At 54.9% G+C, this 23093-nt stretch carries 23 protein-coding genes; 1 reads left to right on the top strand and 22 read right to left on the bottom strand.

Going from position 1 to position 23093, the window contains the following annotated elements; translation table 11 throughout:
- Positions 1 to 12: 12 nt before the first annotated feature.
- The 20 genes from ABS784_RS01310 to ABS784_RS01405 form a co-directional block, all read right to left on the bottom strand.
- Positions 13 to 375 carry a small basic family protein gene (locus ABS784_RS01310; protein WP_011230623.1) on the bottom strand — a complete coding sequence of 121 codons (363 nt, stop codon included), beginning with the start codon at positions 373 to 375 and terminating at the stop codon, positions 13 to 15.
- 1 nt (position 376) lies between these two features.
- Positions 377 to 1093, bottom strand: a complete 717-nt coding sequence (locus ABS784_RS01315) for a DUF881 domain-containing protein (protein ID WP_318538718.1) — start codon at positions 1091 to 1093, stop codon at positions 377 to 379.
- Positions 1094 to 1121: 28 nt separating this feature from the next.
- Entirely contained in the window at positions 1122 to 1826 is a 705-nt protein-coding gene (locus ABS784_RS01320) for a DUF881 domain-containing protein (protein WP_011230621.1), read from the bottom strand.
- Complete coding sequence (divIB, locus tag ABS784_RS01325) at positions 1807 to 2592, bottom strand: cell division protein DivIB (protein WP_011230620.1); 786 nt, start codon at positions 2590 to 2592, stop codon at positions 1807 to 1809. Before divIB ends, ABS784_RS01320 begins: the two co-directional genes overlap by 20 nt.
- Positions 2593 to 2804: 212 nt before the next feature.
- Positions 2805 to 3905 (bottom strand): stage V sporulation protein E, encoded by a 1101-nt coding sequence (spoVE, locus tag ABS784_RS01330; protein ID WP_011230619.1) that lies wholly within the window; start codon positions 3903 to 3905, stop codon positions 2805 to 2807.
- A 53-nt stretch (positions 3906 to 3958) separates the two neighbouring features.
- Positions 3959 to 5314 carry a UDP-N-acetylmuramoyl-L-alanine--D-glutamate ligase gene (murD, locus tag ABS784_RS01335; protein WP_352511189.1) on the bottom strand — a complete coding sequence of 452 codons (1356 nt, stop codon included), beginning with the start codon at positions 5312 to 5314 and terminating at the stop codon, positions 3959 to 3961.
- Positions 5315 to 6289 carry a phospho-N-acetylmuramoyl-pentapeptide-transferase gene (gene mraY, locus ABS784_RS01340; RefSeq protein ID WP_011230617.1) on the bottom strand — a complete coding sequence of 325 codons (975 nt, stop codon included), beginning with the start codon at positions 6287 to 6289 and terminating at the stop codon, positions 5315 to 5317.
- Positions 6268 to 6729 carry a hypothetical protein gene (locus ABS784_RS01345; protein ID WP_011230616.1) on the bottom strand — a complete coding sequence of 154 codons (462 nt, stop codon included), beginning with the start codon at positions 6727 to 6729 and terminating at the stop codon, positions 6268 to 6270. The genes mraY and ABS784_RS01345 overlap by 22 nt, the downstream gene beginning before the upstream one ends.
- Positions 6726 to 8195, bottom strand: a complete 1470-nt coding sequence (locus ABS784_RS01350; protein ID WP_352511191.1) for a UDP-N-acetylmuramoyl-L-alanyl-D-glutamate--2,6-diaminopimelate ligase — start codon at positions 8193 to 8195, stop codon at positions 6726 to 6728. The genes ABS784_RS01345 and ABS784_RS01350 overlap by 4 nt, the downstream gene beginning before the upstream one ends.
- 123 nt (positions 8196 to 8318) lie before the next feature.
- On the bottom strand, positions 8319 to 10253 hold the full coding sequence (locus ABS784_RS01355) for a stage V sporulation protein D (protein ID WP_015374355.1): 1935 nt from the start codon (positions 10251 to 10253) through the stop codon (positions 8319 to 8321).
- Between the two features lie 71 nt (positions 10254 to 10324).
- Complete coding sequence (locus ABS784_RS01360; RefSeq protein ID WP_062898513.1) at positions 10325 to 12535, bottom strand: penicillin-binding protein; 2211 nt, start codon at positions 12533 to 12535, stop codon at positions 10325 to 10327.
- A gap of 6 nt (positions 12536 to 12541) precedes the next feature.
- Positions 12542 to 12898, bottom strand: a complete 357-nt coding sequence (gene ftsL, locus ABS784_RS01365) for a cell division protein FtsL (protein WP_011230612.1) — start codon at positions 12896 to 12898, stop codon at positions 12542 to 12544.
- A gap of 95 nt (positions 12899 to 12993) precedes the next feature.
- On the bottom strand, positions 12994 to 13926 hold the full coding sequence (gene rsmH, locus ABS784_RS01370; protein ID WP_011230611.1) for a 16S rRNA (cytosine(1402)-N(4))-methyltransferase RsmH: 933 nt from the start codon (positions 13924 to 13926) through the stop codon (positions 12994 to 12996).
- A gap of 278 nt (positions 13927 to 14204) precedes the next feature.
- On the bottom strand, positions 14205 to 15833 hold the full coding sequence (gene bshC / locus ABS784_RS01375) for a bacillithiol biosynthesis cysteine-adding enzyme BshC (RefSeq protein ID WP_011230610.1): 1629 nt from the start codon (positions 15831 to 15833) through the stop codon (positions 14205 to 14207).
- Positions 15834 to 15915: 82 nt separating this feature from the next.
- Positions 15916 to 16302, bottom strand: coding sequence for a DUF3397 domain-containing protein (locus ABS784_RS01380; RefSeq protein ID WP_011230609.1), 387 nt, complete (start codon positions 16300 to 16302; stop codon positions 15916 to 15918).
- The gene (locus ABS784_RS01385) at positions 16295 to 17215 is read right to left on the bottom strand and encodes a 2-dehydropantoate 2-reductase (RefSeq protein WP_014195370.1); all 921 of its coding nucleotides are present in this window, start codon (positions 17213 to 17215) and stop codon (positions 16295 to 16297) included. Before ABS784_RS01385 ends, ABS784_RS01380 begins: the two co-directional genes overlap by 8 nt.
- Positions 17216 to 17284: 69 nt before the next feature.
- The gene (locus ABS784_RS01390) at positions 17285 to 17863 is read right to left on the bottom strand and encodes an RsfA family transcriptional regulator (protein WP_011230607.1); all 579 of its coding nucleotides are present in this window, start codon (positions 17861 to 17863) and stop codon (positions 17285 to 17287) included.
- A gap of 69 nt (positions 17864 to 17932) precedes the next feature.
- A complete protein-coding gene (locus ABS784_RS01395) occupies positions 17933 to 18688 on the bottom strand; it encodes an enoyl-CoA hydratase/isomerase family protein (RefSeq protein ID WP_352511196.1) in 756 nt (251 codons plus the stop codon).
- 166 nt (positions 18689 to 18854) lie between these two features.
- A complete protein-coding gene (rpmF, locus tag ABS784_RS01400) occupies positions 18855 to 19028 on the bottom strand; it encodes a 50S ribosomal protein L32 (RefSeq protein ID WP_011230605.1) in 174 nt (57 codons plus the stop codon).
- Between the two features lie 145 nt (positions 19029 to 19173).
- Positions 19174 to 19713: a YceD family protein gene (locus ABS784_RS01405; protein ID WP_352511199.1), complete on the bottom strand. Its 540-nt coding sequence runs from the start codon at positions 19711 to 19713 to the stop codon at positions 19174 to 19176.
- Between the two features lie 309 nt (positions 19714 to 20022).
- On the opposite strand from ABS784_RS01405, the gene ABS784_RS01410 reads away from it, so the two are divergent.
- Positions 20023 to 21243, top strand: a complete 1221-nt coding sequence (locus tag ABS784_RS01410; RefSeq protein WP_352511201.1) for a nucleotidyltransferase — start codon at positions 20023 to 20025, stop codon at positions 21241 to 21243.
- Here ABS784_RS01410 and ABS784_RS01415 read toward each other — a convergent pair.
- Positions 21216 to 22235 (bottom strand): SepM family pheromone-processing serine protease, encoded by a 1020-nt coding sequence (locus ABS784_RS01415; protein WP_023634051.1) that lies wholly within the window; start codon positions 22233 to 22235, stop codon positions 21216 to 21218. The genes ABS784_RS01410 and ABS784_RS01415 overlap by 28 nt on opposite strands.
- Positions 22232 to 23020 (bottom strand): patatin-like phospholipase family protein, encoded by a 789-nt coding sequence (locus ABS784_RS01420; RefSeq protein WP_013145863.1) that lies wholly within the window; start codon positions 23018 to 23020, stop codon positions 22232 to 22234. The genes ABS784_RS01415 and ABS784_RS01420 overlap by 4 nt, the downstream gene beginning before the upstream one ends.
- Positions 23021 to 23093: the final 73 nt, after the last annotated feature.

Here is a 23093-nt window from a genome sequence, read left to right on the forward strand (position 1 = left end):
CCTGTCTTTTGCCTAACTTTTTTCGCGATTGTACCGCCGCTTGGCCCACTCAGCAAGCCAAAGGCGGCGGATGATGGCAATGTTTTGAAACAAGCGGACGCCGAAGGCGAACACAGCCGCTAAATACAAGTCTACACCAAGATGCACCCCAAGAAAAGTTAAAGTTGCGGCCAGAACAATGTTGAAAAAAAACCCGGTTATAAATACGGTTTCGTCGTACGTCCGCTGCAGGTGGGCGCGCCATCCTCCGATTAATGTATCAAAGGCGGCCAAAATGGCAATCGACAAATAATTGGAATATTCATCGGGAACTTCCCAGCCGGCGAAAACGCCGATGGCAAACCCAAGAAGCAATCCGAGAAGCGGAAGCCACATGCTATTTCTCCTCCTTGCCGCCGTTCGCTGTCTCCATGTATTTCACATCAGGGCGGCTAGCCGCGGGCGGAATGACAACGAGCGGCTGGGGCTTGGATATTGACAGCTCCAAGTTTTCCACGGCGAAATCATCGCGGATCGGCGAAACGGCGAGCCCGCTGTACAGCTTGTCCGCATCATCGGCGATTGCTCTCACTTCGACTGGCAGCCTCACTGAGCGGCTCCCGACTTTCGTTGCGCCATTGACATCGCGAATGGCCGTCCGGTTCGTCAGTCGCTCACCGTCGATGGCGATTTCTTTCGCCCCGTATTTGTTCAACTCATTCACTAACCGTTGCAATAGCTCGGGCGATACGGCGGCAACGGCCGGACCAACGTAGCCGGCCGCCGAAAGCGGCGCGATCGTCAACACGAGACCGCTTCCTCTCACTTCTGTCAGCCCGGCTTCTTCCCTCAGCTTCACGACTGTCGCTTCAAGCTCTGTCGCGCCGCCCGCCTCGTGTTCCCGCCGGTAGCGGCGCAATGTTTCCTCGTAACTCTCTAGCTCCTCAAGCAGCCGTTGTTCAAGCTTCTGCTCTTTTGTCAAATCGGCGCGCAACTCCCAAATGTCGCGCGTGTCGCGTCCTTCCGGATGCAGCGTCGTCCGAAGCCCGACGGCCAGCATCACACCGAATATGGCAGCTACGCCGGCAAAATAGAATCGATTTTTCCGTTCCAATGCGCTTCACCGCCCCTTTCCGCCCGTTTTACGGCTCGGGCGCAAACACCGGATCCAACACGATCGCTCCTTGCTTTTCCACTTTTACGTCGATATGGTCTTCGACAAGTTCGTCGACGATGCCGCCGGGAAGCTCTAGAGCGGACATGAGCACGTCCGGATTGCCAATGGCCGAAATGACAAACGGAGCGGCATGCTGCGTTCCATCGACCTCAATGACTGGGCCGTTGCAGACGATGTATGAACGGTGGGAAATGCGCTGCCCATTAATAGCGACCGCTTCGGCGCCGGAAATGAGCAACTCGTGAACAACTTTCCATACGTGCTGTTCATGAACGATATAATTGGTAGCGCTCGCTTCAGAGGGGATATAAGAGGAATCGGAAAGGGTGACTGCTACACCTTTCCCTTTCACCCTCGCTTTTCCGACATGCATGCGCAGCTGTTCCGCTTCTTTTGCCAATCCGGCCTCGTTCTCCTGCTCCTCGGCCAGCTTCTTCTCCCACGCAGCCAGCTCCTCCTGCTTTTTGACAAGCTGCTGCTTGAGCGACCGGTTTTCTTTTTGCAAAGCAAGAAGCGCCGAGCGATATTCGTACTCTTTTTTCCACTCGCTGTCGCTCCATTCGCGGCGGGATGCTTCGTTTTTCGCATGTTGGTACGAGAACCCGAGCATGGCGCCGAAGATCAAGCAGATCAACGTCAGCAGGAGGCGGCTACGGGCTTGTCGTTTCATCGCCATCCTCCTTTTTCGGGGGGGAGTAAGGAACAAAATAGCTGCCGACTTCCAAATGAATGACTCCTTTGACGTTTCGGTCAAGCGCGGCGGCAATCGCAGGATAATGCGACAGCTTGTCCGCAAATTGCCGGATTGTCGCGCTTACTTCATAACCGTCATTCATGTAGACGATGACGCGGTCTTCATATTCCCTCGTCGGCTTGTAGTGAATTTCCGACATGGCGCCCAGCACGGCCGCGGGCAGTTCGGCGAGCTGCCCCGTCATTTCAGCAATGGCGTCGCCGTCTTTCCAGCCGACAAGCACCGGCGCATCGCTTGGCGCCGTCTTCGTCCCTTCTTGCTTTAACAGCCGCCCGTTTTCAAGCAATGGAAAAAACGTTTGCCGGTCATACACATAAGCGATTCGCCGCCATTCGCGGACGTGGATGGCGATCGTGTTCGGCAGCTGTTTTTCCACTGTGGCCTCCTTAATTTCTGGATGGCGAGTGAGCTTTTTTTCCACGTTTTGTTCATTCACTTTCCAAAAGCTTGTCCGCTTCGTAATGCCGCTTAAGCTGATGATGCGCTCCGCTGTGAGATGACGGTTGCCGCTCACTTCCACATGCCCGACAGCGCCAAGCGGCGACTGGAAGTAAAGGACGCACAAAATAAATAGAAAAAAGAAAGATAAGTACGCAATGAGCCGGCGGTTCGCTTTCTGGCGGCGCCGCTCCTTCAGTTTCGGCACGCGGTCCTCCAAGACGACGACTTTTCCCTTTTCCATCGCATTCCCCGCTTTCTTCTTCAAAGCCCGCGCTGAAACGACCGGTATAAAAACAAACGGCATCCGCTGCCGTTTCTTTGTTTTTGCACTTATTTTCATTATATCACAAATGAATGCAAGAGAGAGCCTGTTTTTATCGCATTTGCCGGCACCGTTCGACGATGGGCTGCGTTCGAGAGACGCCAAAAAAACGGCGGACATCCGCCGCTTGCCTAATACCGGGCATGCCTGCTGATATTAAGCAGCACGCCGATGGCCATCAACATCAACGTCAGCGACGATCCACCGTAGCTTAAAAACGGGAGCGTGATGCCGGTAACGGGCATCAGTCCCGTCACAACGCCGATATTGATCATCACTTGAATCGCGATCATCGAAATAATGCCAAGCGCCAAAAAACTTCCGTACAAGTCAGGGGCGCCAAGGGCAATGCGCACACCGCGCCAAAGAAGAAGAGCAAAGAGCAGGAGAACGAGTGAACCACCGATAAAGCCGAGCTCTTCAGCTAAAATGGCGAAAATAAAGTCGGTTTGCGGCTCCGGCAAATAAAAAAACTTTTGTCGGCTCTGCCCGAGCCCAAGGCCGAACAAGCCGCCAGGCCCAATGGCGTACAGCGACTGGATGATTTGAAATCCGCTTCCAAGTGGATCTTCCCATGGGTTTAAAAACGATGTAATCCGCTTGATTCGATATGGAGCCGACAGGATGAGGGCGGCAAGCCCAGCGAGCCCCAAAACGCCAAGCCCGGCAAAATGGCTGAGACGGGCGCCGGCGACGAAAATCATCGTCACGCACGTACCAACCATAACGGTGCCCGTTCCTAAGTCCGGCTGCAGCATAATCATGCCGAACGCGGCAAACACAAGCAAAAGCGCCGGCAACAATCCTTGTTTAAATGACGTAATTTTTTTTTGGTTTTCCGATAAATATTTGGCCAAAAAAGCGATCATAGCCAGCTTCATAAACTCGGACGGCTGGATCGAAAACGCCCCGACGCCGATCCAGCTGCGCGACCCGTTGCGAACCATGCCGATGCCGGGAATGAGCACAAGAACGAGCAGCACAAAACAGACGCCAAGCAGCACTTTCGACCAGTCGCGCCACACCCAATAATCGATGTTCATGACAAAAAACATAGCGATAATGCCGACGCCCGCAAACAATAGCTGGCGCTTGGCGAAGAAAAACGAATCGTTGAATTTGTATTCCGCCCAAATGGCGCTCGCGCTGTACACCATAATAAGTCCGATGGCCAAGAGCGAAAACGTCAAAAGAATGAGCAAAAAATCCGGCGCAGACTTTTTCCGCGGCAATGCCCAACACCTCTATTTTTGTAAACTAGAGGGGAAGGGCTGTCCCTTTCCCTCTATTTCAACTTATGCACGGCATTGATAAAAATGTCCCCTCTCTCCTCGAAAGTTTTGTATTGATCCCAGCTGGCGCATGCTGGAGAGAGCAAAATGACGTCGCCCGGCTCGGAAAGCTCGAAAGCAACCGGGACGGCTTTTTCCACATTATCGACATATCGGATCGTTTCTATTCCCGCTTTTTGGGCGATGCGGCCGATTTTATCCGCCGTCTGGCCGAACAGTACGACCGCCTTCACCTGTTGCAAATACGGGAGAAGATCATCAAACTCATTGCCGCGGTCAAGCCCGCCAGCGAGCAAAATGACCGGCTCGCCGGCAAACGCTGAAAGCGCCTTTTGCGTCGCTAAGATGTTCGTCGCTTTCGAGTCGTTGTAAAACCGCCGGCCGTCAATTTCCGCCACATACTGAAGCCGATGTTTCACGCCGGAAAACGTCGCCAGCACCTGGCGGATCGCCTCATCACTGGCGCCGGCCAGCTTGGCGGCCGCCACCGCCGCTAAAATGTTTTCCAAATTGTGCTGTCCAGGAAGAACGATGTCAGCGATTCTGATAACTGGATCACCGTTCCAATAGATGGCGCCATCTTGAACGTACGCCCCTTCGCCAAGAAGCTTCGTCGCCGAAAACAGCACTTTTTGCGATCGAACCGAGGAGGCAATGTTCATCACGAGCGGATCGTCGGCATTGACGACGGCATAATCGCGCTCCGTTTGATTGCGGAAAATGTTCGCCTTTGCCGCTGCATACGCCTCTTTCGTTCCGTGGTAGTCCAAGTGGGTGTCGAAAATATTGAGCAAAACCGCAATGGCTGGGCGAAACTTGTCAATGCCGGCAAGCTGGAACGAAGACAGTTCCGTGACAAGCCATTGCCCCGGCTTCGCTTCCCTCGCCACCTCGCAGGCGACAAGGCCGATGTTGCCGGCAAGCAGCGGATCTTGGCCGTCCGCTTTTAACATTTCGTAAATGAGCGTCGTCGTCGTCGTTTTTCCGTTGGACCCGGTGATGCCGATAAACGGCCCTTCGGAAATGTGATAAGCAAGCTCCACTTCGGTCACAACCGGAAGCCCCTTCTCAAGCGCCTTTTTCACCATCGGGTTCGTGTACGGAATGCCCGGGTTTTTCACGACAAGGTCAAACGGCTCATCAAGCAGTTCAAGCGGATGACCGCCGCAAACGACGCGAATGCCCAGCGGTTCAAGCTGCTTGGCCTCCATGTTTTCCGAAAGCGGCTTTTGATCATTGACGACGACCTTAGCGCCTAACTCCGCAAGAAGCCGAGCTGCCGCCGCTCCGCTTTTCGCCAATCCAATGACAAGCACACGACGATGTTGATAAAAACGAGTCGGTTTCAATTACATCCACACCTCGATATAAATTCCTAGCATCGCAAATAAAAGGCCGACGGCCCAAAACGTCACAACGATCCGCCATTCTGACCAGCCGACAAGCTCATAATGATGATGAAGCGGACTCATGCGGAACACGCGCCGTCCCGTCGTTTTGAACGAAGCCACTTGAATGATGACCGACAGCGTCTCGATGACAAACACACCGCCGATGATGACAAGCAACAGCTCAAGCTTCGTCAGGACAGCGACAGCGGCGATCGCCCCGCCAAGTGCGAGCGAGCCGGTGTCGCCCATAAACACTTTCGCTGGGTGGGCGTTAAACACTAAAAAGCCAAGCACGGCGCCAACAACAGCGACGCAAAATACAGCGACATCGTACTGGCCTTGATTCCAAGCCAAGACGGCATAAGCGCCAAAGGCGATCGCCGCCGTTCCGGCAAGCAGCCCGTCAAGCCCGTCGGTCAAGTTGACAGCGTTCGAACCGCCGACAAGCATGAACAACAAGAGCACGCCGTACGCCCATCCGAGGTCGACCGACCAATCGGCGCCGGGAATATGTAACACCGTCGAAAAGCCGCTTTGGCGGTAGACGGCAAAAAAGATGGCTGCGATAAGGAGCTGGCCGATAAATTTTTGCCGGCTCGTCAAGCCAAGATTTCGCTTCATCACGACTTTGATCATATCGTCGAGGAAGCCGAGCACCCCATAGCCGACGGTGACCAACAACAGCAAATACGTCCTCGTCGACAAGCCGGCGATTTTTGGTGTGATCCATAAGGTCGTCGCCACAATCGCCAACAAAATCATGATGCCGCCCATCGTCGGCGTGCCTGATTTTTTTTGATGCGACTTCGGCCCTTCCTCGCGGATGCTTTGTCCGAATTTCAACCGCCGCAAAAACGGGATGAACAGCGGCGACAAAACGACAGTGATGAGAAAGGAAACCGCCATGGCAATCACGATCGCTTGTTCTGGCATGCATCGTCACATCCTTTAAACGGCCGAGCGTCCAGCCATCGCTTCTCCAATTCCGCCAGTCGGCGGCGCACAGCCTCGCCAGCAAGGGGGCTGTCTTCAGGAAGAGCGAAGAAAAACTGCACACCCTCTGCACGGTCTTGCTCCAAGTATCGCTCGAACAATGCCGCTGCCGCCTCGAGCGGCGACGGAACGAAAAAGATCGGAAATTGATTTGGAATGTAGCGCGGCAACGGCTCTCCCAGACGCCAAAATGAAGCGATCGCTCCGTGTTCAATCGCCGTTTTCAATGTTTCCGCCCCGTTTTCGAGCGGAACGAACAACCCTTTTTTCACTTGTTTGGCTGGGTTGACGAACACGGCGTGAAAGCGGATCGTTTCATCAACAATGCCGCGCGCCTCCACCGCCATCGATTGCACCGTCCTGTATGCGATCATGGTCATCCTCTCTCCTTCACTGCCGCTCGGGCAACAGCGCGATCGTCAAACTCAATCACATCGTTGCCAATGATTTGATACGTTTCATGCCCTTTGCCGGCAATCAACACAACATCGCCTTCCTGCGCCTGGCCAATGGCGTAGCGGATCGCCTCTTCACGGTCAGGAATCGTCACATGCTTTCCGATCTCAGCGCTTACTCCCGCTTCCATGTCGCGCAAAATTTGCTTCGGGTCTTCCGAACGCGGATTGTCGGAGGTAAAAATAGCGACATCCGCATACCGCACCGCCACCTGCGCCATGAGCGGCCGTTTCGACCGGTCGCGGTCGCCGCCGCAGCCGATGACGACATACACGTTTCGCTTCGCCAATTGGCGCACCGTTTTTAAGGCATTTTCTAAACTGTCCGGCGTGTGGGCGTAATCGACGATGATCGTAAAGTTTTGCCCTTCATCAACCGTTTCAAACCGCCCCGGCACCGGCTCGACATCCGCAAGCGCCGCGGCGATCGTTTCAAGCGAAAAGCCAGAGGCAAGGCAGGCAGCGGCAGCGGCGAGAATGTTATAGACATTGAACGAGCCGACAAGTTTCGTTTCGACCGCCGCCGATCCGTGCGGCGTGCAAAGCCGAAACGCCATGCCGCCTGCGGTCATGCGGATCTGTTCCGCCATCACATCGCTTTTTTCCCTCATCCCGTATGTGACGATCGGCGCGGCCGTCATATGTTTATAATACTGCGAAACCGGATCGTCATGATTGAGAACGGCAAATTTCGGCCGCCGTTCGTCGTAGCGGTTGCCGAGCTGGGCAAACAAAAGCCCTTTGGCGTTCCGATATTCTTCCATTGTCCCGTGATAATCCAAATGGTCTTGCGTTAAGTTCGTAAAGACGGCCACATCGTAATCGCAGCCATGCACCCGCCCTTGGTGCAGCGCGTGCGACGACACTTCCATGGCGACAAACTCCACTCCTTCATCGACCATCTGTTTAAACGTGCGCTGCAAAATGAGCGACTCCGGCGTCGTATTGGCCGCCGGATAGGAGCGGTCGCCGACCTTGATGTGAACCGTGCCAATGAGCCCTGTTTTCTTGCCGGCTTTTCTCGCGATTTGTTCGATGATCGACGTTGTCGTCGTCTTGCCGTTTGTGCCTGTCACTCCGATTAAATGAAGGCGGTGGGTCGGCCGCCCGTAAAACGCGTCCGCTAAAATCGCCATCGCCCGCCGGCTGTCCGACACAAGAACGACGGGAACATCAACGGAAAGCGGCCGCTCGGCCACGATCGCCGCCGCTCCGCGCGCCACCGCTTCCTCGGCAAAGTCGTGTCCGTCTACTGTAAACCCTTTAAGGCAAAAAAAGAGAGAACCGGAGGCAACGCGGCGCGAGTCCATTTCGAGCGCCACGATATCGGGATTGCCTCCATGGTGCACCCAAAAACCGGGCAAGTGTGACAGCAGCGTCAGCAGTTTCATATTTCGTTCATCCCTTTCGCTTCGAAATCGTCCGCTCCGTTAGGCAGACAGCGGAAAAAGGGGCACAACCAACCCGATGTGTCATCGCATCGGTCGCCCCTTGCACGTTCGTCTTACCGTGTCTTACCGTTCTTCCGCCGCTTCGCGTTTCGCCAAATAAATGCGGACCGTTGAGCCTTCTTTCACTTTCGCCCCTGGCTTCGGGGATTGTTCCACAACGACATCTCCCTCGCCACTAACATCTAATTTTAAGTCAAAAAGCTGCTCTTGCAAATCATTTTTTGTCATTCCGATCAAGTTTGGCACTTCAATGACTTTCGGCTCGTTCCAGTCGCGCTCCTTCTCGAGCTGGTCTTTGCGGGGCTTCACGCCCAACGTGCGCAAACTATCTTCCATAATTTTTCCTACAATCGGGGCAGCGACCGTGCCGCCGAACTGAACCGTTCCTTTCGGGTTGTCGACGGCGACGTACACGACAAGCTTCGGGTCATCTGCCGGAGCGAAGCCGATGAACGAAACGATATGGTTGTTTTGCAAATAGCGGCCGCCTTGCGCCTTTTGCGCCGTTCCCGTTTTGCCGCCGACGCGGTACCCTTCGACATACGCCTTTTTCCCTGTTCCTTGAGCGACGACGCTCTCAAGTGCGTAGCGGACTTGTTTCGATGTTTCCTCGGAAATGACGCGCCGTTTCGCTTTTGGCGTGTTGCGGCGGACGATCTCTCCTGTTTCCGGGTCGACCCACTGCTTGGCAATGTACGGAGTGTACAAAATGCCGCCATTGATTGCCGCCGACACGGCAGCGACTTGCTGGATCGGCGTCACCGACACTCCTTGGCCAAACGCCGTCGTTGCCAGTTCCACCGGCCCGACCCGTTTCAAATCAAACAAAATGCCTGTTCCTTCGCCTTGCAAGTCGATGCCCGTTTTCTCACCAAAACCGAATTGCTTAATGTAACGAAACAACGTCTCCTTTCCAAGCCGCTCGCCAAGCTCGACAAACCCCGGGTTGCACGAGTTTTGCACGACTTCCAAAAACGTCTGATCTCCGTGGCCGCCTTTTTTCCAGCAGCGAAGCGTAGCGCCGGCTACTTTGGCGTAGCCCGGGTCAAAGAAATGGTCTTTCAGCAAATTCACCTTATGTTCCTCAAGCGCTGCGGCCAGCGTAATGATTTTAAACGTCGATCCCGGTTCGTACGTGCTCCAAATCGGCAAGTTGCGGTTGTAAATTTCCGGAGGAACGCTCCGGTAATCCGCTGGATTGAACGTCGGCCGGCTCGCCATCGCCAAAATTTCACCGGTGTTCGGGTCCATGGCGATCGCGATGATGCCGTCCGGATTGTATTTCGCCTCCGCGATGTCAAGTTCGCGCTCAATGATCGTCTGAATGCGCGAATCGATCGTCAACACCAAATTCAAGCCGTCAGTCGGCGGCGTATAGTCATCAGCGATATCGGGCATGCGCCGCCCTTTCGCATCGGAATAAAACTGAACGGAGCCGCGCTCGCCCCTCAGTTCCTTGTCATAATACAGCTCCAACCCGGTGAGCCCTTGGTTGTCAATGCCGGTGAAGCCGAGCACGTGCGACAAATAGCTGCCAAACGGATAGTAGCGCTTCGTATCTTCCGCGATATACACCCCATCCAAGTCGAGGGAGCGCACATTCGCCGCTTTTTCATCGGAAATTTTCCGCCCTTCTTTCAGGCGGACGATCGACGTTTTTTGCGTGATTTGTTTATAGATGGATTCGATCGAACCGCCCAGCACCCCGGCCAACTTTTTCGCCGCCTCTGCCGGGTTTTTGACTTGCCGCGGAATGACATACACCGTCGGCGCGCTCATGTTCGTCGCCAGCGGGACGCCGTTGCGGTCCAAAATTTCGCCTCGCTTCGGCTCAAACGGAATGTTCCGGCCCCATAGCCCTTTCGCCCGTTCCGCTAATAGATCGCCGAGCCAAAATTGGACGTAGCCGAGACGGAGATCGATAATGGCAAAGATCAAAATCCCGATCAAAAACACGATCGTCAACCGCTTGCGCACGGTAACGTACGATACGCGCATATGGCGGAACCTCCTTCATGGTGGGCTCGTTCCACTATATGCTTGTACGCCCCGTTATAGAACGGCAAAAATCATTCATGCGGCTCGGCTTCTTTCCGTAAAGCCGCCTCTTTCTCCTTCTCCGCCGCCTCTTTCTCCCATTGGCGCGGCGGAGCCAATTCAACAATTAAATAATCGCCTTTGCGCACCTCCGATCCCGGACGAATGTTTTGGCTGACGACATAGCCGGTCCCTTTCGTGCTCGGCCGCAAGCCGAGTATATGAGCCACTTTCATAGCGTCGCGCAGCGAGAAGCCGCGCAAATCCGGCATCGTTGCCGCCCCGTCCGTTTTCAACACGACCCGTTCGCCCAAAAGAACGTGATCGCCGCCTTGCGGAAGCTGCTGCTCAACATATTTGCCGCGGCCGATCACGACCGGCACATATCCCTTTTCCTTCAGCTGCTCTGCTGCCGAAGCCGCCGGCTGGCCGATCCATGAATCAAGCGCCTGCGGTTGGGCAGTCTTTGCTTTCATTCGTTTTTCCCCGTTCGGTTCAATATGCAAATATTGCAAACTGCTTTTCATCACCGTCGTAAAAATTTGCGACACCGGCGCCGCTCCGGTTTCGGTCACATCGAGGTGCGGCTGTTGGACCGCGACATACATGAGAAGCTTCGGATCATCCGTCGGCGCCATGCCTAAAAACGAAAAAATGTAGTTTTCCCGTCCGGTCAAATAGCCCCCGGAAGCCGACGGAATTTGCGCCGTCCCCGTTTTGCCGGCGACGCGGTAGCCGTTGATTTGGTACGGACGGCCGGTGCCGTGCTCGGACGTGACGACCGTCTCTAAAATGGCGCGCACTTTGCGCGCGGTTTCCGCCGTAATCGGCTCGCCGACCACGGTCGGCCCATGATCGAGCACGACTTTGCCGCTGTCTGGGTCGACGACTTTCTCGATGACATACGGCTTCATCATTTTCCCATCGTTGGCGATCGCCGTCGCCGCTTGGATTTGCTGGATTGGCGTCACCGATGTCCCTTGGCCGAATCCGGTCGTAATTCGTTCAATCGGGTAGCGATAGCGGATTTGTCCGACCGCTTCGTTCGGCAAATCGATGCCCGTTTTCCGGTCAAAATGGAAACGGTGCAAATATTGCAAAAACCGATCTTCACCAAGCTTTTCTTTCACTAAAATCGAAAAGGCGACGTTTGAAGAGCGCTGCACCCCTTCATTAAACGTGATCGTCCCCCAGCCGACATCGTTATGGTCGCGGATCGTGTTCGGCCCCACTTTGTAGGAACCGGAGCGATACGTTTCGTTGCCGTTATACACTCCTTCGTTGATGGCCGCCGCGAGCGTGAACACTTTCATCGTCGATCCCGGCTCATACGGATAGGAAATGGCGTCATTTAAAAAGTTCGTAATATCACGCTTGTTTGGGTCAAAGCTCGGACGCGTCGCCATCGCCAAAATTTTCCCTGTTTTTGGATCAGCGACGATGGCGATCATTTTTTTCGGCTTGTATTGCTTCTCGACGCTGTTCATCGCATCTTCCAAAAACGATTGAATCTTTCCGTCAATCGTCAAATAGACGTTTGCCCCATTGTCCGGCTTGACAATGCGCTCTTTCCCCCCGGGGAGGCGGAAGCCGTTTATGTCGCCGGCAAACGACACATAGCCGTCTTCTTCACGCAAATACCGGTCAAGCTCTTTTTCCACTCCCATTTTGCCGACCGTTTCGTTGGCTGCATTTTTTTGCGCATAGCCGATGACGTGCGACGCAAACATGCCGTTCGGATAAAACCGGCTCGTGTCGCGGATGAAAGCGATGCCTGGCAAATGGAGCGCTTCGATTTTTCGCTTCAGCTCAAAACTGATGTTGCGGCCGTAGGCCCCAAACTCGACTTGCTTCGCTTTTTTGGTCAAAATGCGTTCCATCGCCTCGACGTCCATGCCAAGCAACGGGGCGAGTTGTTCCGCTGTTTTTTTCGGATCGACCACATGGTGCGGATGATCTGGATCGGTTGTCATCTTCGGATCCAAAATGGCCACAACCGTATACGACGGTACATCTTCAGCCAAAATGGCGCCGTTGCGGTCGAAAATCGTTCCGCGCTTCGCCTTGATCGTCCGCGTTTGTTGATGCTGCCGCTCCGCGATCACAGCCAGCGTTTGGCCGTCCGCTTTGCCGGTCCATTCAAGCTGCACAAAGCGGGCGAACAACAGAGAAAAGAGAAAGCCGAACAGGCAAAACAGGATGAACGCTCCCTGATGGGTGTTGCGATGCTTTCTTGCCTCCATCGCCGATCATTCCTGCACAACTTTCACATGGTTTTCGTTGAGCGACAAACCGAGCTCTTTTGCCTTTTGCAAAATGCGTTCGTACGCGCTCAGCCGTTGCACCTCGACATATAGGTCATTGTTTTCCTTTTTCTGCTCGTCAATCGACGCCTCGAGCTTTTGCACCCCTTTGTTCAATTCGTAAATGCGCACTTGGTTCGAGACGATATGAACCGCCGCATAGAAGACAAACAAGAAAAACAACACAAATAGCATCTTTTCAGCCAGCGACAGGCGAAAGCGCTGCTTCCGCCGCGTCTTCGGGCTTGGCGGTGCCGCCGGATGTCGTTGTTCACGCGCGACTTTGACTGCTGCATCGTTCACATTTTTCCCCTCCTGTTTCTCCATGCATTCGTTTTTCGCCGCAATGGGCGGCGCCCGCATTGAAATTGGTTGTGTTTCCCCGCTATTTTCGTCATCTACAGCTTTTCGGCAATGCGGAGTTTGGCCGAACGGGCGCGGTGGTTTCGTTCGAGCTCTTCCTCGGAAGGAACGATCGGTTTTTTTGTAATGATTTTCAGCACGGGGCGGTAGTCGTCGGGGAGAACCGGAAGCCCCGGAGGCAATGGCGGACTTTCGCTCGCCTTTTTAAACGTTTCTTTGCAAATGCGATCTTCAAGCGAATGAAACGTAATGACGCTCACCCGTCCACCGGGTGCAAGCAGTTCGATCGCCTGCTCGAGCGCCTCGCGAAACGCCTCAAGTTCGTCGTTGACCGCGATGCGGAGCGCCTGAAAAATGCGTTTGGCCGGGTGTCCGCCGCTGCGGCGAGCCGGGGCGGGAATCGCCGCCTTGATCACATCAACGAGCTCCCCCGTCGTTTTAATCGGCCTCGTGCGGCGCACTTCCTCGATTTTGCGCGCCACTTGCTTCGAAAACCTCTCTTCGCCGTAACGGAAAAAGATGCGGACGAGCTCCTCGTATGGCCAGCAGTTGACAATCTCCGCCGCCGTCAGCCGCTGCTTGCGGTTCATCCGCATATCAAGCGGCGCATCGTGCTGATAACTGAAGCCGCGCTCGGGTTCGTCAAGCTGCGGTGAAGAAACACCCAAATCAAACAAGACGCCGTCGACGGACTTGACGCCAAGCGCCGAAAGCTCCTCTTGCAAAAACCGGAAGTTCCGGTGCACAAACTGCACTTGCCGGCCGTAGCGGGCGAGCCGTTCGCGCGCATGCATGATGGCGGCTTCGTCTTGGTCAAAGGCAAACAGCTTCCCATGTTCCGACAAACGGGAGAGCAAATATTCGCTATGGCCGCCGCTGCCCAGCGTACAATCGACGTAAATGCCGTCAGGGCGGATGTTCAGCCCATCGACTGCCTCTTTCAGCAACACTGTTGTATGTTGAAACACATGTCCACCACCTTCGTTGCGTAAAGCCACACTCACATCGGCCAGTGGCCGCCTCCTTATTATATCGCAGAGATGGACAAAATTTTAGCTTTTTTTGTAAAAAAACGTCCTTTTTTGTTTCTTTTTGTCGGACGGGCCAATCACAGCCATCCTGGCGGCTTCACCCCTTTACTTTTATTTCCATTTAATGAATGTTGTTTTTTTACAATTCATTTCACAAAAAAGAAAATCCTGCTCAAAGCAGGATGTTTCTTTTCGACTTTTTCTTTGAAAAAGCCTCACATATATACAATTTTATGCATTCCATTGCCAGGACTGCGAATGGCCAAAAGTTTTTCTACAAAATCAAATCCGTAGCGGTTGATGTAATAAAACACGTTCCAAACCCGCTCCTGGAGCGCGCCGTTCGGCCGAAGCGACGTCTCGATGCGCCAAAATTTCCGCCACTCCGTCTCATGTTTGCGCAACAGCGCCCGCTCGAGCGCGTGCTGAAGAAACTCGATTTGCGCCTGAAGGATGGCGGCATTTTTCGCCACCAATCCCTCCAATCCGCGGTCAATCGCCACCCCAAGCTCACGAAGCGGCCGGTGCGCCGCGTCAATGTCCGCCTTCGCTTTGGCAAACGCCGAAGCAAGCGGCGCTTGAGCGGTCGCCTCCCGCCACTCCCGCTTTGCTTCATCGAGCCGCCCAGTCAATACATCAGCCACCTCAAGACCGATATCGGACAGGTCGGTTTGCAGCGAACGGCTGACAATCGTCGCCTGCAGACGCGGCACGACTGGAGGCATTTCTAGGTCGAAAAGCGGGAACGCCTCTTTCAATTCCGCCCAATAAGCGATCTCCCCCGGTCCGGCAACGAAAGCGAGCGTCGGCAGCAAATGCTCTTGCATGAGCGGACGGGTGACGACATTGTTGCTTAAACGGGCCGGATTCGTTTCGGCAAGCTCAAGCAGCTCTTCTCTTGTCCAAACGAGAGTTCCCGCTTTATTGTGAAACAGGCCGCGTTCCTCATCATACTGCAAAAGCGAACGTTCACGGCCGTCGTAATAAAACAAGTTGGCCGCGTCACGACCGATTTCAATCAGCGGCGCATATCCGAGCGTGCGCAACGCCTCTTGCTGAGCGAGCACCGCGGCCGTCACATCGCGATGGCGTTCAATGAGCGCAGCGAAAAAGCGGCGCTCAAGCGGCCGCACCGCCGCATCGCCAGCGTTCAAAACAACTAAACCGTGATCAGCGAACAACCGGAGCACAATGGCGGCAAAAAAGTCGACAAACGTGCGCGCCTCATCAAGACACGATGACAAAAAGAAGAGCAGCTCATTCGTCACGTCCGTTTCCCCATATGTTTTGACGACGCGCTCGATCCACTCTTTCGCAGCCATCCGGTCCAGCAGCACATCGGCGGCCATCCGTTTTTCGTTCGTTTTGTGTGGGTACGCTGCTTTTTTTACTTCTCCTTCCTCAACGACATAGACATGATCGATTTCCGCGATGTCATGATCTTCGCCGGCGATCCAAAACAGCGGCACGACCGGCACGCCCAATTTTCGTTCCTGCTCTTTGGCAAGCTGGATGATGGTGATGATCTTATAAATCGTATACAGCGGCCCAGTCAACAGCCCGGCTTGCTGCCCGCCGACAATGACGACGCTTCGCTCATTGCGCAGTTTCTCAATGTTTGCCATCGTAGCCACACTCGCCGAGAAGCGCCGGTGATAAGCACGCAAATAGTCGGCAAGCCCTTCTCGGTCATAGGTTCTTCCTTGCAAATAGGCCAACCGCCGACAAAACGCTTCATCGTCCGCCTGGGCATAAGCGAAGCCGCTCTCTGCTGGAAACGCGCCGGTTATGTAATCAGCCGCCAATTTCGTCGCTGCTGGCAACGGAATTTCGCGAACTTCCATGGCTAAAAACTCCCTTTCTTATGTATTCTTTCATGAGTATAGCACGTTTATTGCCAAGAGAAAAAAGGCTTGCTCGGCCACACTAAAGGCTCATCGCAACGCGAATGGCCATTCCGTATACAAGCAGCCCGGCGTAAAGGGAGGCAAAAATGAGAAAACTCGCCCGCCAAAAGACGCGGAACACCGTCCGCAACCGAAAGTCCGCCTTTTTCCGCCAATAGCCAAGCGCGATCGCCGCGTGCAGACCAAACAAAAAGAGAAGAAGAGGAACGAAGTACGATTTCCCAAACAGCACTGTCAGCAAAAAATAGACAGCGGCGATGAAAAAAACAGTCGCAGCGTTGACCGCGGCGTAAAACGCTGCCCGCCTCCGCCTGCCGACCAAGCGTGCTCCGAAGTAGACGAGCAAAAACAGCAGAAGCGGCGCGGTCACAAACGTCGCCAGCGTTGAAGCGAGCCAATCACCCATCCGTCTCTCTCCCTTCCTTCCCTTTCACCGCGCAAAAGACAAAGCGGACGACCGGCAGCATAGCGCCGCGCGCCTCCCCTTGTTTCAACACATAGCCCAAAATGGCGTCAATCTCCGTCCGGCGCCCGTTCGCCAAGTCCATATACATCGACGAATAGTTGTCCGCTGTTTTTTGGCATATGCGGACGACGCGCTCCCACGCCCGATTGGCGTCTTCAAGAGGCAGCACGTTCCGCACCTCATCAAACAGCTGCCTCATCATATCGCGGTACGGAGCCGTTTCTAGCAGCGCCCCGTTTTTCACTTGCAATAGAGCGGTGAGCGGATTGATGACGGCGTTGACGACAAGCTTGTCCACAAGAATGCGCTCCCAATCATCGGCCCATTCGATCGGAAAGCCGCGCTCCCCTTCCCGAAGCTCCCGGGCGTCGCCAAGTGAACCGTAGCGGGAAGCAAGTGTCAGCTTTCCGGCGCCCGTATGCGCCACCGTCCGGTCATCTAGCTTCATTGCGCCATGCTCCACAACGCCGACGAGGACATTTTTGTCGGCAAACATCGTCAACTGCTCGAGATGCCCCATGCCGTTTTGCAAAAAAACGAGCGTGCGAACGCGGCGAAACGCGTCGATTTGCGCACAGACGGAAGCGAGATCGTACTGTTTGACGGTCACAAACACGAGCGGCTCGTCCAGCTCCGCTCCAGCAAACGGCTGCGCGCGCACCGCCACGACCGATGTCTCGCCATCTTTTTTTAGCGCCACACCATGCTCGGCAAGCTGCCTTGCTTGGGACGGACGCCTCGTATAGACCGTCACCCCATGGCGCCGCCCAAGATAAGCGGCGAGCAGCAATCCGACTGCTCCGCCGCCGACAATCCCAATGTTCAATCCTTCTCCCCCGCTTTCTTGCAACATGGCGTTAGCCTTATTTTAGCAGAGATCTTCTTCTTCCGTTAAGAAAAAAAGCCGGCGAAAAGCCAGCCTTTACCCTTCGTCGACGCCTTCAGCCACTGCATTCGGCGCCGGTTTCCCGCTGTCTGTCACCATTTTGCGCGCCCGCTCCATAATGGAAAGCAGCGTTTTATACTCCTCCTGGATCGCAGCTAGTTGTTTTTGCAGCGATTCTTTTTCCATTTGCAACTTCGTTACCATTTGCTGCAGCTGCTCCATATCGTTTTTGAGCGCCCGGTTTTCATCGGCCGTCCGTCGAGCGTCGCGCGCCTTTTGCTCCTCAGCTTGCAAAAAGGCCAGCACTTCCGCCCATGACAAATGGCTTTTGACTGCCGCTTCCACCTTCTCCTGCCCCTCGCTTTCCTTTGTTGATGGGGTTTCTTTTTTTCGCATCTTCCGTTCTTGCTTGGCTTGCTCGATCTCCTCCTTGTACTGCTTGCGAACGCACGAATTCCAGCGAAATCCGCACGCTGCCGCCGTCCGCGACAAGCGCCGCCCGACTTCGGCAAACGCCTCCAGCTGGGTGCCGCCTTCGCGAATATACTGAAGCACAACATTCGCCAACAACTCATCCTCTTCTTTCGTCCATGCATCTTGACGTACTCCCGTCATCCCCTTCCCCCCTTATCGCCGCTTTGTCATTATATGTATGCGGCTAGTAGAAACGGTAGAAGGAAAAAATTACTTCTTACACAAAAAAGGACGCAATGCCTGTTCATGTTCAGCCGACCCCCACAGCTCGGCGCAACGGGCGATCTCGGCGAAAAACCGCTCTCGAAACCAAGCTGTTCGCCATTTTTCGCCGGCTGCGGCCTTATATGCCTGCAAGACGGAAAGCGATCGCTCCGCATAAGGCGCCAGCCGTTCACGCCATTGTTCGCGCCAATGTTCGGCTGGCAGGATGGCGTCAACCCAACCGCACGCTTCCATCGCCTCCGCCGTCATCGGCTCGGCGCGCAGCAATAAGTCAAGCGCCCGCCCGTACGGAAGTTTGGCAAACAGCATCGACGCTCCTCCCCAGCCGGTTGTAATGCCAAGCCGGCCTTGCACAAATCCGATCCGGCTTCCTTCTTTAGCAAAGCGAAAATCGCAAGCGGTCGCCAGCTCGCAGCCGCCCCCCATCGCTGTTCCGTTGACAAGGGCGGCCGTCGGCTTCGGAAACGTCAGCAGCCTGTACAGCAGCTCTCCCATGCGCATGAGCATCTGTCTTGCCTCCGTGCCGCGCAAATGCCCAAACTCGCTCAAATCGCCGCCGGAGCAAAACGCCTCGCTGCCGGCGCCGGTAATGGCGAACACTTTCACCTGTGGATCAGCCGCCGTCTGTTCCATCGCCTCCTCAAGCGCCCCCATCACGGCAAAATTGATCGCATTCCGTTTCTCTGGACGGCAAATCGTAAACAGTGCAATGCCGTCATGATGCTCCAACATTGCTTCCATCAGCACGTCTCTCCTTTCTTCATCACATCAATGAATTGGGCGCGTTCTCTTCAATTTCCTGCCTCACGACGAAAAAAACTGCCGCCTAGACGAACAGCGTTGATTTTTTGCAGACAATCAAAAAGGCTGTCCTCTTTTCGGACAGCCTGTCGTTCGATGTCGGCCATTATTTGTTGACGACATCTCTTCCTTTGTATGTTCCGCATGCTTTGCAGACGCGGTGCGCCAATTTCCATTCGCCGCAGTTCGGGCATTGCACCATGCCTGGCACTTGCAGTTTAAAGTGCGTGCGGCGCAGCCGTTTTCTCGTTTTCGATGTTCTTCTAAAAGGTACTGCCATCATTCCCACCTCCTTGTCGGGCGCATTTTGGCATATCCATGCCGGCGGATCAGTCAACCTCGAGGCCGCCGTCCGCCGGCACACAAGGCGGCTGCCGGACGGTGCGCAATATTCGGCGCCATCGGCCGGCAACGCCGACTCACGATCATTCCTCTCGTTTTTCCTTGAAAAACTTGGCCAGCCCTGCAAGGCGAGGATCTACTTTCTTTTCCCGCTCTTGCATCGCTTTCTCCCATTCTTCTTCCGACAGAACGTCCCATCCTTCCCCATGTTGCGGAGCTCCGCCGGCAACCGGTCCTTCGGCGATAAGCTGCAACGGGATTTCAAGCAAAATCAACTCGCGGATGATGGGATTCAAATCAATCGTGTCCCCCGCCACCATATGGGTGTCCTCATCGGTCTCCACGATGCCGCTGCCATCCGCAAAAAACGTCTCCGTCGTCTGAATGGAAAACGGATACGTCACATCGACAAGCGTCCGCGAACAAGGCAACACCATCGTTCCGGACAACGTCAAATGAAACGTGAATTTTGCCGATCCGACATCCGCTTTTCCTCGGACGTGCACCGGCGAAATATCGCGGATCAACGTGTCAATTTGTTTTAAATCGGACACATCGACCGTCTCATCAATCGCCATTTCCTTATGTTGAAAACGGCGAAGCTGTTGGACCGTCCATTTCATATCATCACCTCAAGGCAACGAATAAAATTATACGTTTCGTTTCTAGTTTTGTCAATGTTTTTTCTTTACAACCACTCATTCCTTGGGAAAAGAACGGCATACTCCCATCATTTCCAAATGCCATTCCGAACATGCACGGTCGGCGCGCGGACATCGGAAAACGGCCGACCGCTTCGTTTCTTTTGCTGTTCTCACCGCATGCTGCCGTTGATCTTCGCCGCTTTCTATTCCATACTAAGTTCAGATAGAATAGACAGCCATTTCGTTGCGGCCAAACCGCGCGAATCGCCATGAAAGGAGCGAAAAAAAGTGAAAGCCGTCGGCGTGATCGTCGAATACAATCCGTTTCACAACGGCCATTTCCATCACTTGCAAGAAACAAAGCAAAAGACCGAAGCGGACTGTTTGATCGCCGTCATGAGCGGAAATTTCCTGCAGCGCGGCGAACCTGCTATTGTCTCCAAATGGGCGCGGGCGAAAATGGCGCTCGCTGCCGGCATTGATATTGTCATCGAGCTTCCGTACGCTTTCGCCGTGCAGGCGGCTGAGCAGTTTGCCCACGGGGCGGTGCAGCTGCTGGCGGCGATCGGCTGCCAAGAGCTTTGCTTTGGCAGCGAATCGGGGGAAATTTCCGCTTTTTTATCCGCGGCCCAAACATGGCTCGAACAGAAGGAAACGTTCGATTCCCTCATCCGCACCGGGCTGGCGCGCGGACAAAGCTTTCCGAAGGCCGCCGCTGAAGCGTGGCAAAAGTTCGGCGCCGCTCCGCTTGATTTGTCGCAGCCAAACAACGTGCTTGGTTTTGCGTATGTGAAAGCCATTTGGCAAAACAAGCTGGCGATTATGCCGCGCACGATTCCACGGCTGGCCGCCGGCTATCATGACGAATCATTTTCCCACCCGTCGATTGCGAGCGCCACCAGCCTGCGGAAAACATTGCGGCAAACCGGACAGCTCGAGTCGATCGCGGCGTACGTTCCGCCCGCTGCGCTCGAACAACTCCGCCAATACCGGGAGACATACGGGCGCTTTCACGATTGGGAAGTGTATTTTCCGCTCCTAAAATATCGGCTGTTGACCGCCACAGAGGCCGACTTGCGCCGCATCGCCGGCATGGAGGAAGGGATCGAACACCGGTTGAAGCAACACATCGCCCACGCCGAAACGTTTGCCGCCTTCATTGCCGCCGTCAAAACGAAGCGATACACCTGGACAAGGCTGCAACGCCTATGTGCGCATGTGTTGACGAATTTCACAAAGGAGGAGCAAGCCAAAGCGGCCAACCCGACCTATATCCGGCTGCTCGGCATGAGTGAAGCCGGCCGCCGCTACTTAAAGCAGGTGAAAAAAAGCGCTGCGCTCCCGCTCGTCGCCAGAGCATCCAAACTCAACGGCGACTCTCTTTATGAGCAAGAAAAAAGAGCGGCAGCTGTGTACGCCGCCGCTTTTCCGGAGCCGCTCTACAGCGCCGCGCTGAAAGAAGAATACGCCACGGCGCCGATTTACGTTTCCGGCATCGAACGCAAATAACGAACTGCCTCGTCGAACGTATCGACCGGGACGATTTTCATATGCGTCCCGATTTTTTTCGCCGTCCGCACCGCCTCGCGATAGTTCGACGTCGGCGCACCATGTTCGTTCGGGGCGAAAAACACCTCGGCTCCTTCGCGGTCAGCGGCCACGACTTTTTGCGAAACACCGCCGATCGGCCCGACGTTTCCGTCAAGATCAATCGTTCCGGTGCCAGCGATTTTATGACCTTTTGTAATATCTTCATCGACAAGTTGGTTGTAAATTTCAAGTGAAAACATGAGCCCAGCCGACGGTCCGCCGATTTGTTCCGACTCCACGTCAACCGGCGGGTCGGTGCGGACGTCATAATCGGTCATGAGTGTCACCCCAAGGCCGACTTGGTTCGGGTGCTGTCGAAACGGCTTCAGCTCGAGCTCTGTTTCCTGCCGCTTCCGGCCGCGAATGAATGCGACGCGGACGCGATCACCCGCTTGTTTTCCGCGAATGTAGTTGACCATCTGCTCCGATGTGCCGAGCGGCTTTCCGTCGATCGCGACGATGCGATCGCCGGTCTCTAGACGGCCGGCGGCCGGCATATCAGGGAGGACGCTCATGACATAAACGCCATGAGGTTCATACGACACCGGCTTTCCGGCGTGGCGATAAGCGACGATGATCGCCGCTTCCTTCGACTGTTCCATGAGCTCAAGCTGGCGCATCGTATATTCCTTGTCGCTCTCCCCTTCCTGCTTGATTTCCTCGACCGGATGAAGCTCATAAAAAGGGCGGATATGGGCAAACAAATACGCTATCACATTCGCCCGCCCCATCCGCACCGTCGTAAGCATAAACGTTCCCTTATCGCGGTCGCCGTTTTCCACGTGAACGAGCGGCTTTAAACTTTGCGCGCTTCCCGGCATCGTCACATAATACGGCAGCTTCATAAAAATGAGCAGAAAGGTGAGGGCGGCGCCAAAGAAAAACAGGGCAATATACGTCCGTTTTTTCATTCGTGTGATGGCTCCTTCCACTGTTCGATCGCTTGACGGATCGCTCCCACTTGCTTCCGCGCCTCCTCTTCCCCGCGAGCGATGATTTCCTCAATATCCGTGAACGCCCGCGAGCTATACTGTTCGACTCGCGGCCGGATCATAACGTCTGAGGCGAGCTGACGGTGAGCTACCAGTTCCGCTTGCAAAATATCGAGACTCTGCCAAATGACATCGGCGATCGACGCAATTTCCGCCTTTGTGTTGAGCGGAGAGACATCGACGGCGATGACAATATCCGCTCCCATCGCTCGGACGACCGACACTGGCACCCGGTCAACGACGCCGCCGTCGACAAGCAGTCTGCCATTCACCTCCGCCGGCACAAAAATGCCAGGAATCGAGATGCTCGCCCGCACCGCCTGGGCTGCTTCCCCTTGCCGAAACACGACTTTCTCCCCTGTCTGCAAATCAGCGGCGACAACAGCCACAGGCGGGGACATCTCCTCGATTCGTTTCCCTTTCGTCAACAAGCGAATAAACTGCGTGATGCGCTCGCCAGCGATCAGTCCCATTTTCGGCACCGTCCAGTCAAGAAAATCGTTGCGTCGAAACGATTGAGCCAACCGATAGAGACGATGGAGGCCATGGCCGCTTGCGTAAAGGACGGCGACGAGCGCGCCGATGCTGCTGCCGGCCAAATAGGAAATCGGAATATGCTCCTCCTCGAGCACTTTCAATACCCCAAGATGGGCGAACCCGCGCGCTCCTCCCGACCCGAGCGCCAATCCGACTTTTGGCGGCACGCCTCCTCCCCCCTTTGTCGCAGCGCTATCCGCTTTCATCTTATGGTCTAAAACGCCCCCCTATGCTCGTATA

The organism is Geobacillus sp. G4 (assembly GCF_040327975.1).
Taxonomy (GTDB): Bacteria; Bacillota; Bacilli; order Bacillales; family Anoxybacillaceae; genus Geobacillus; species Geobacillus thermoleovorans.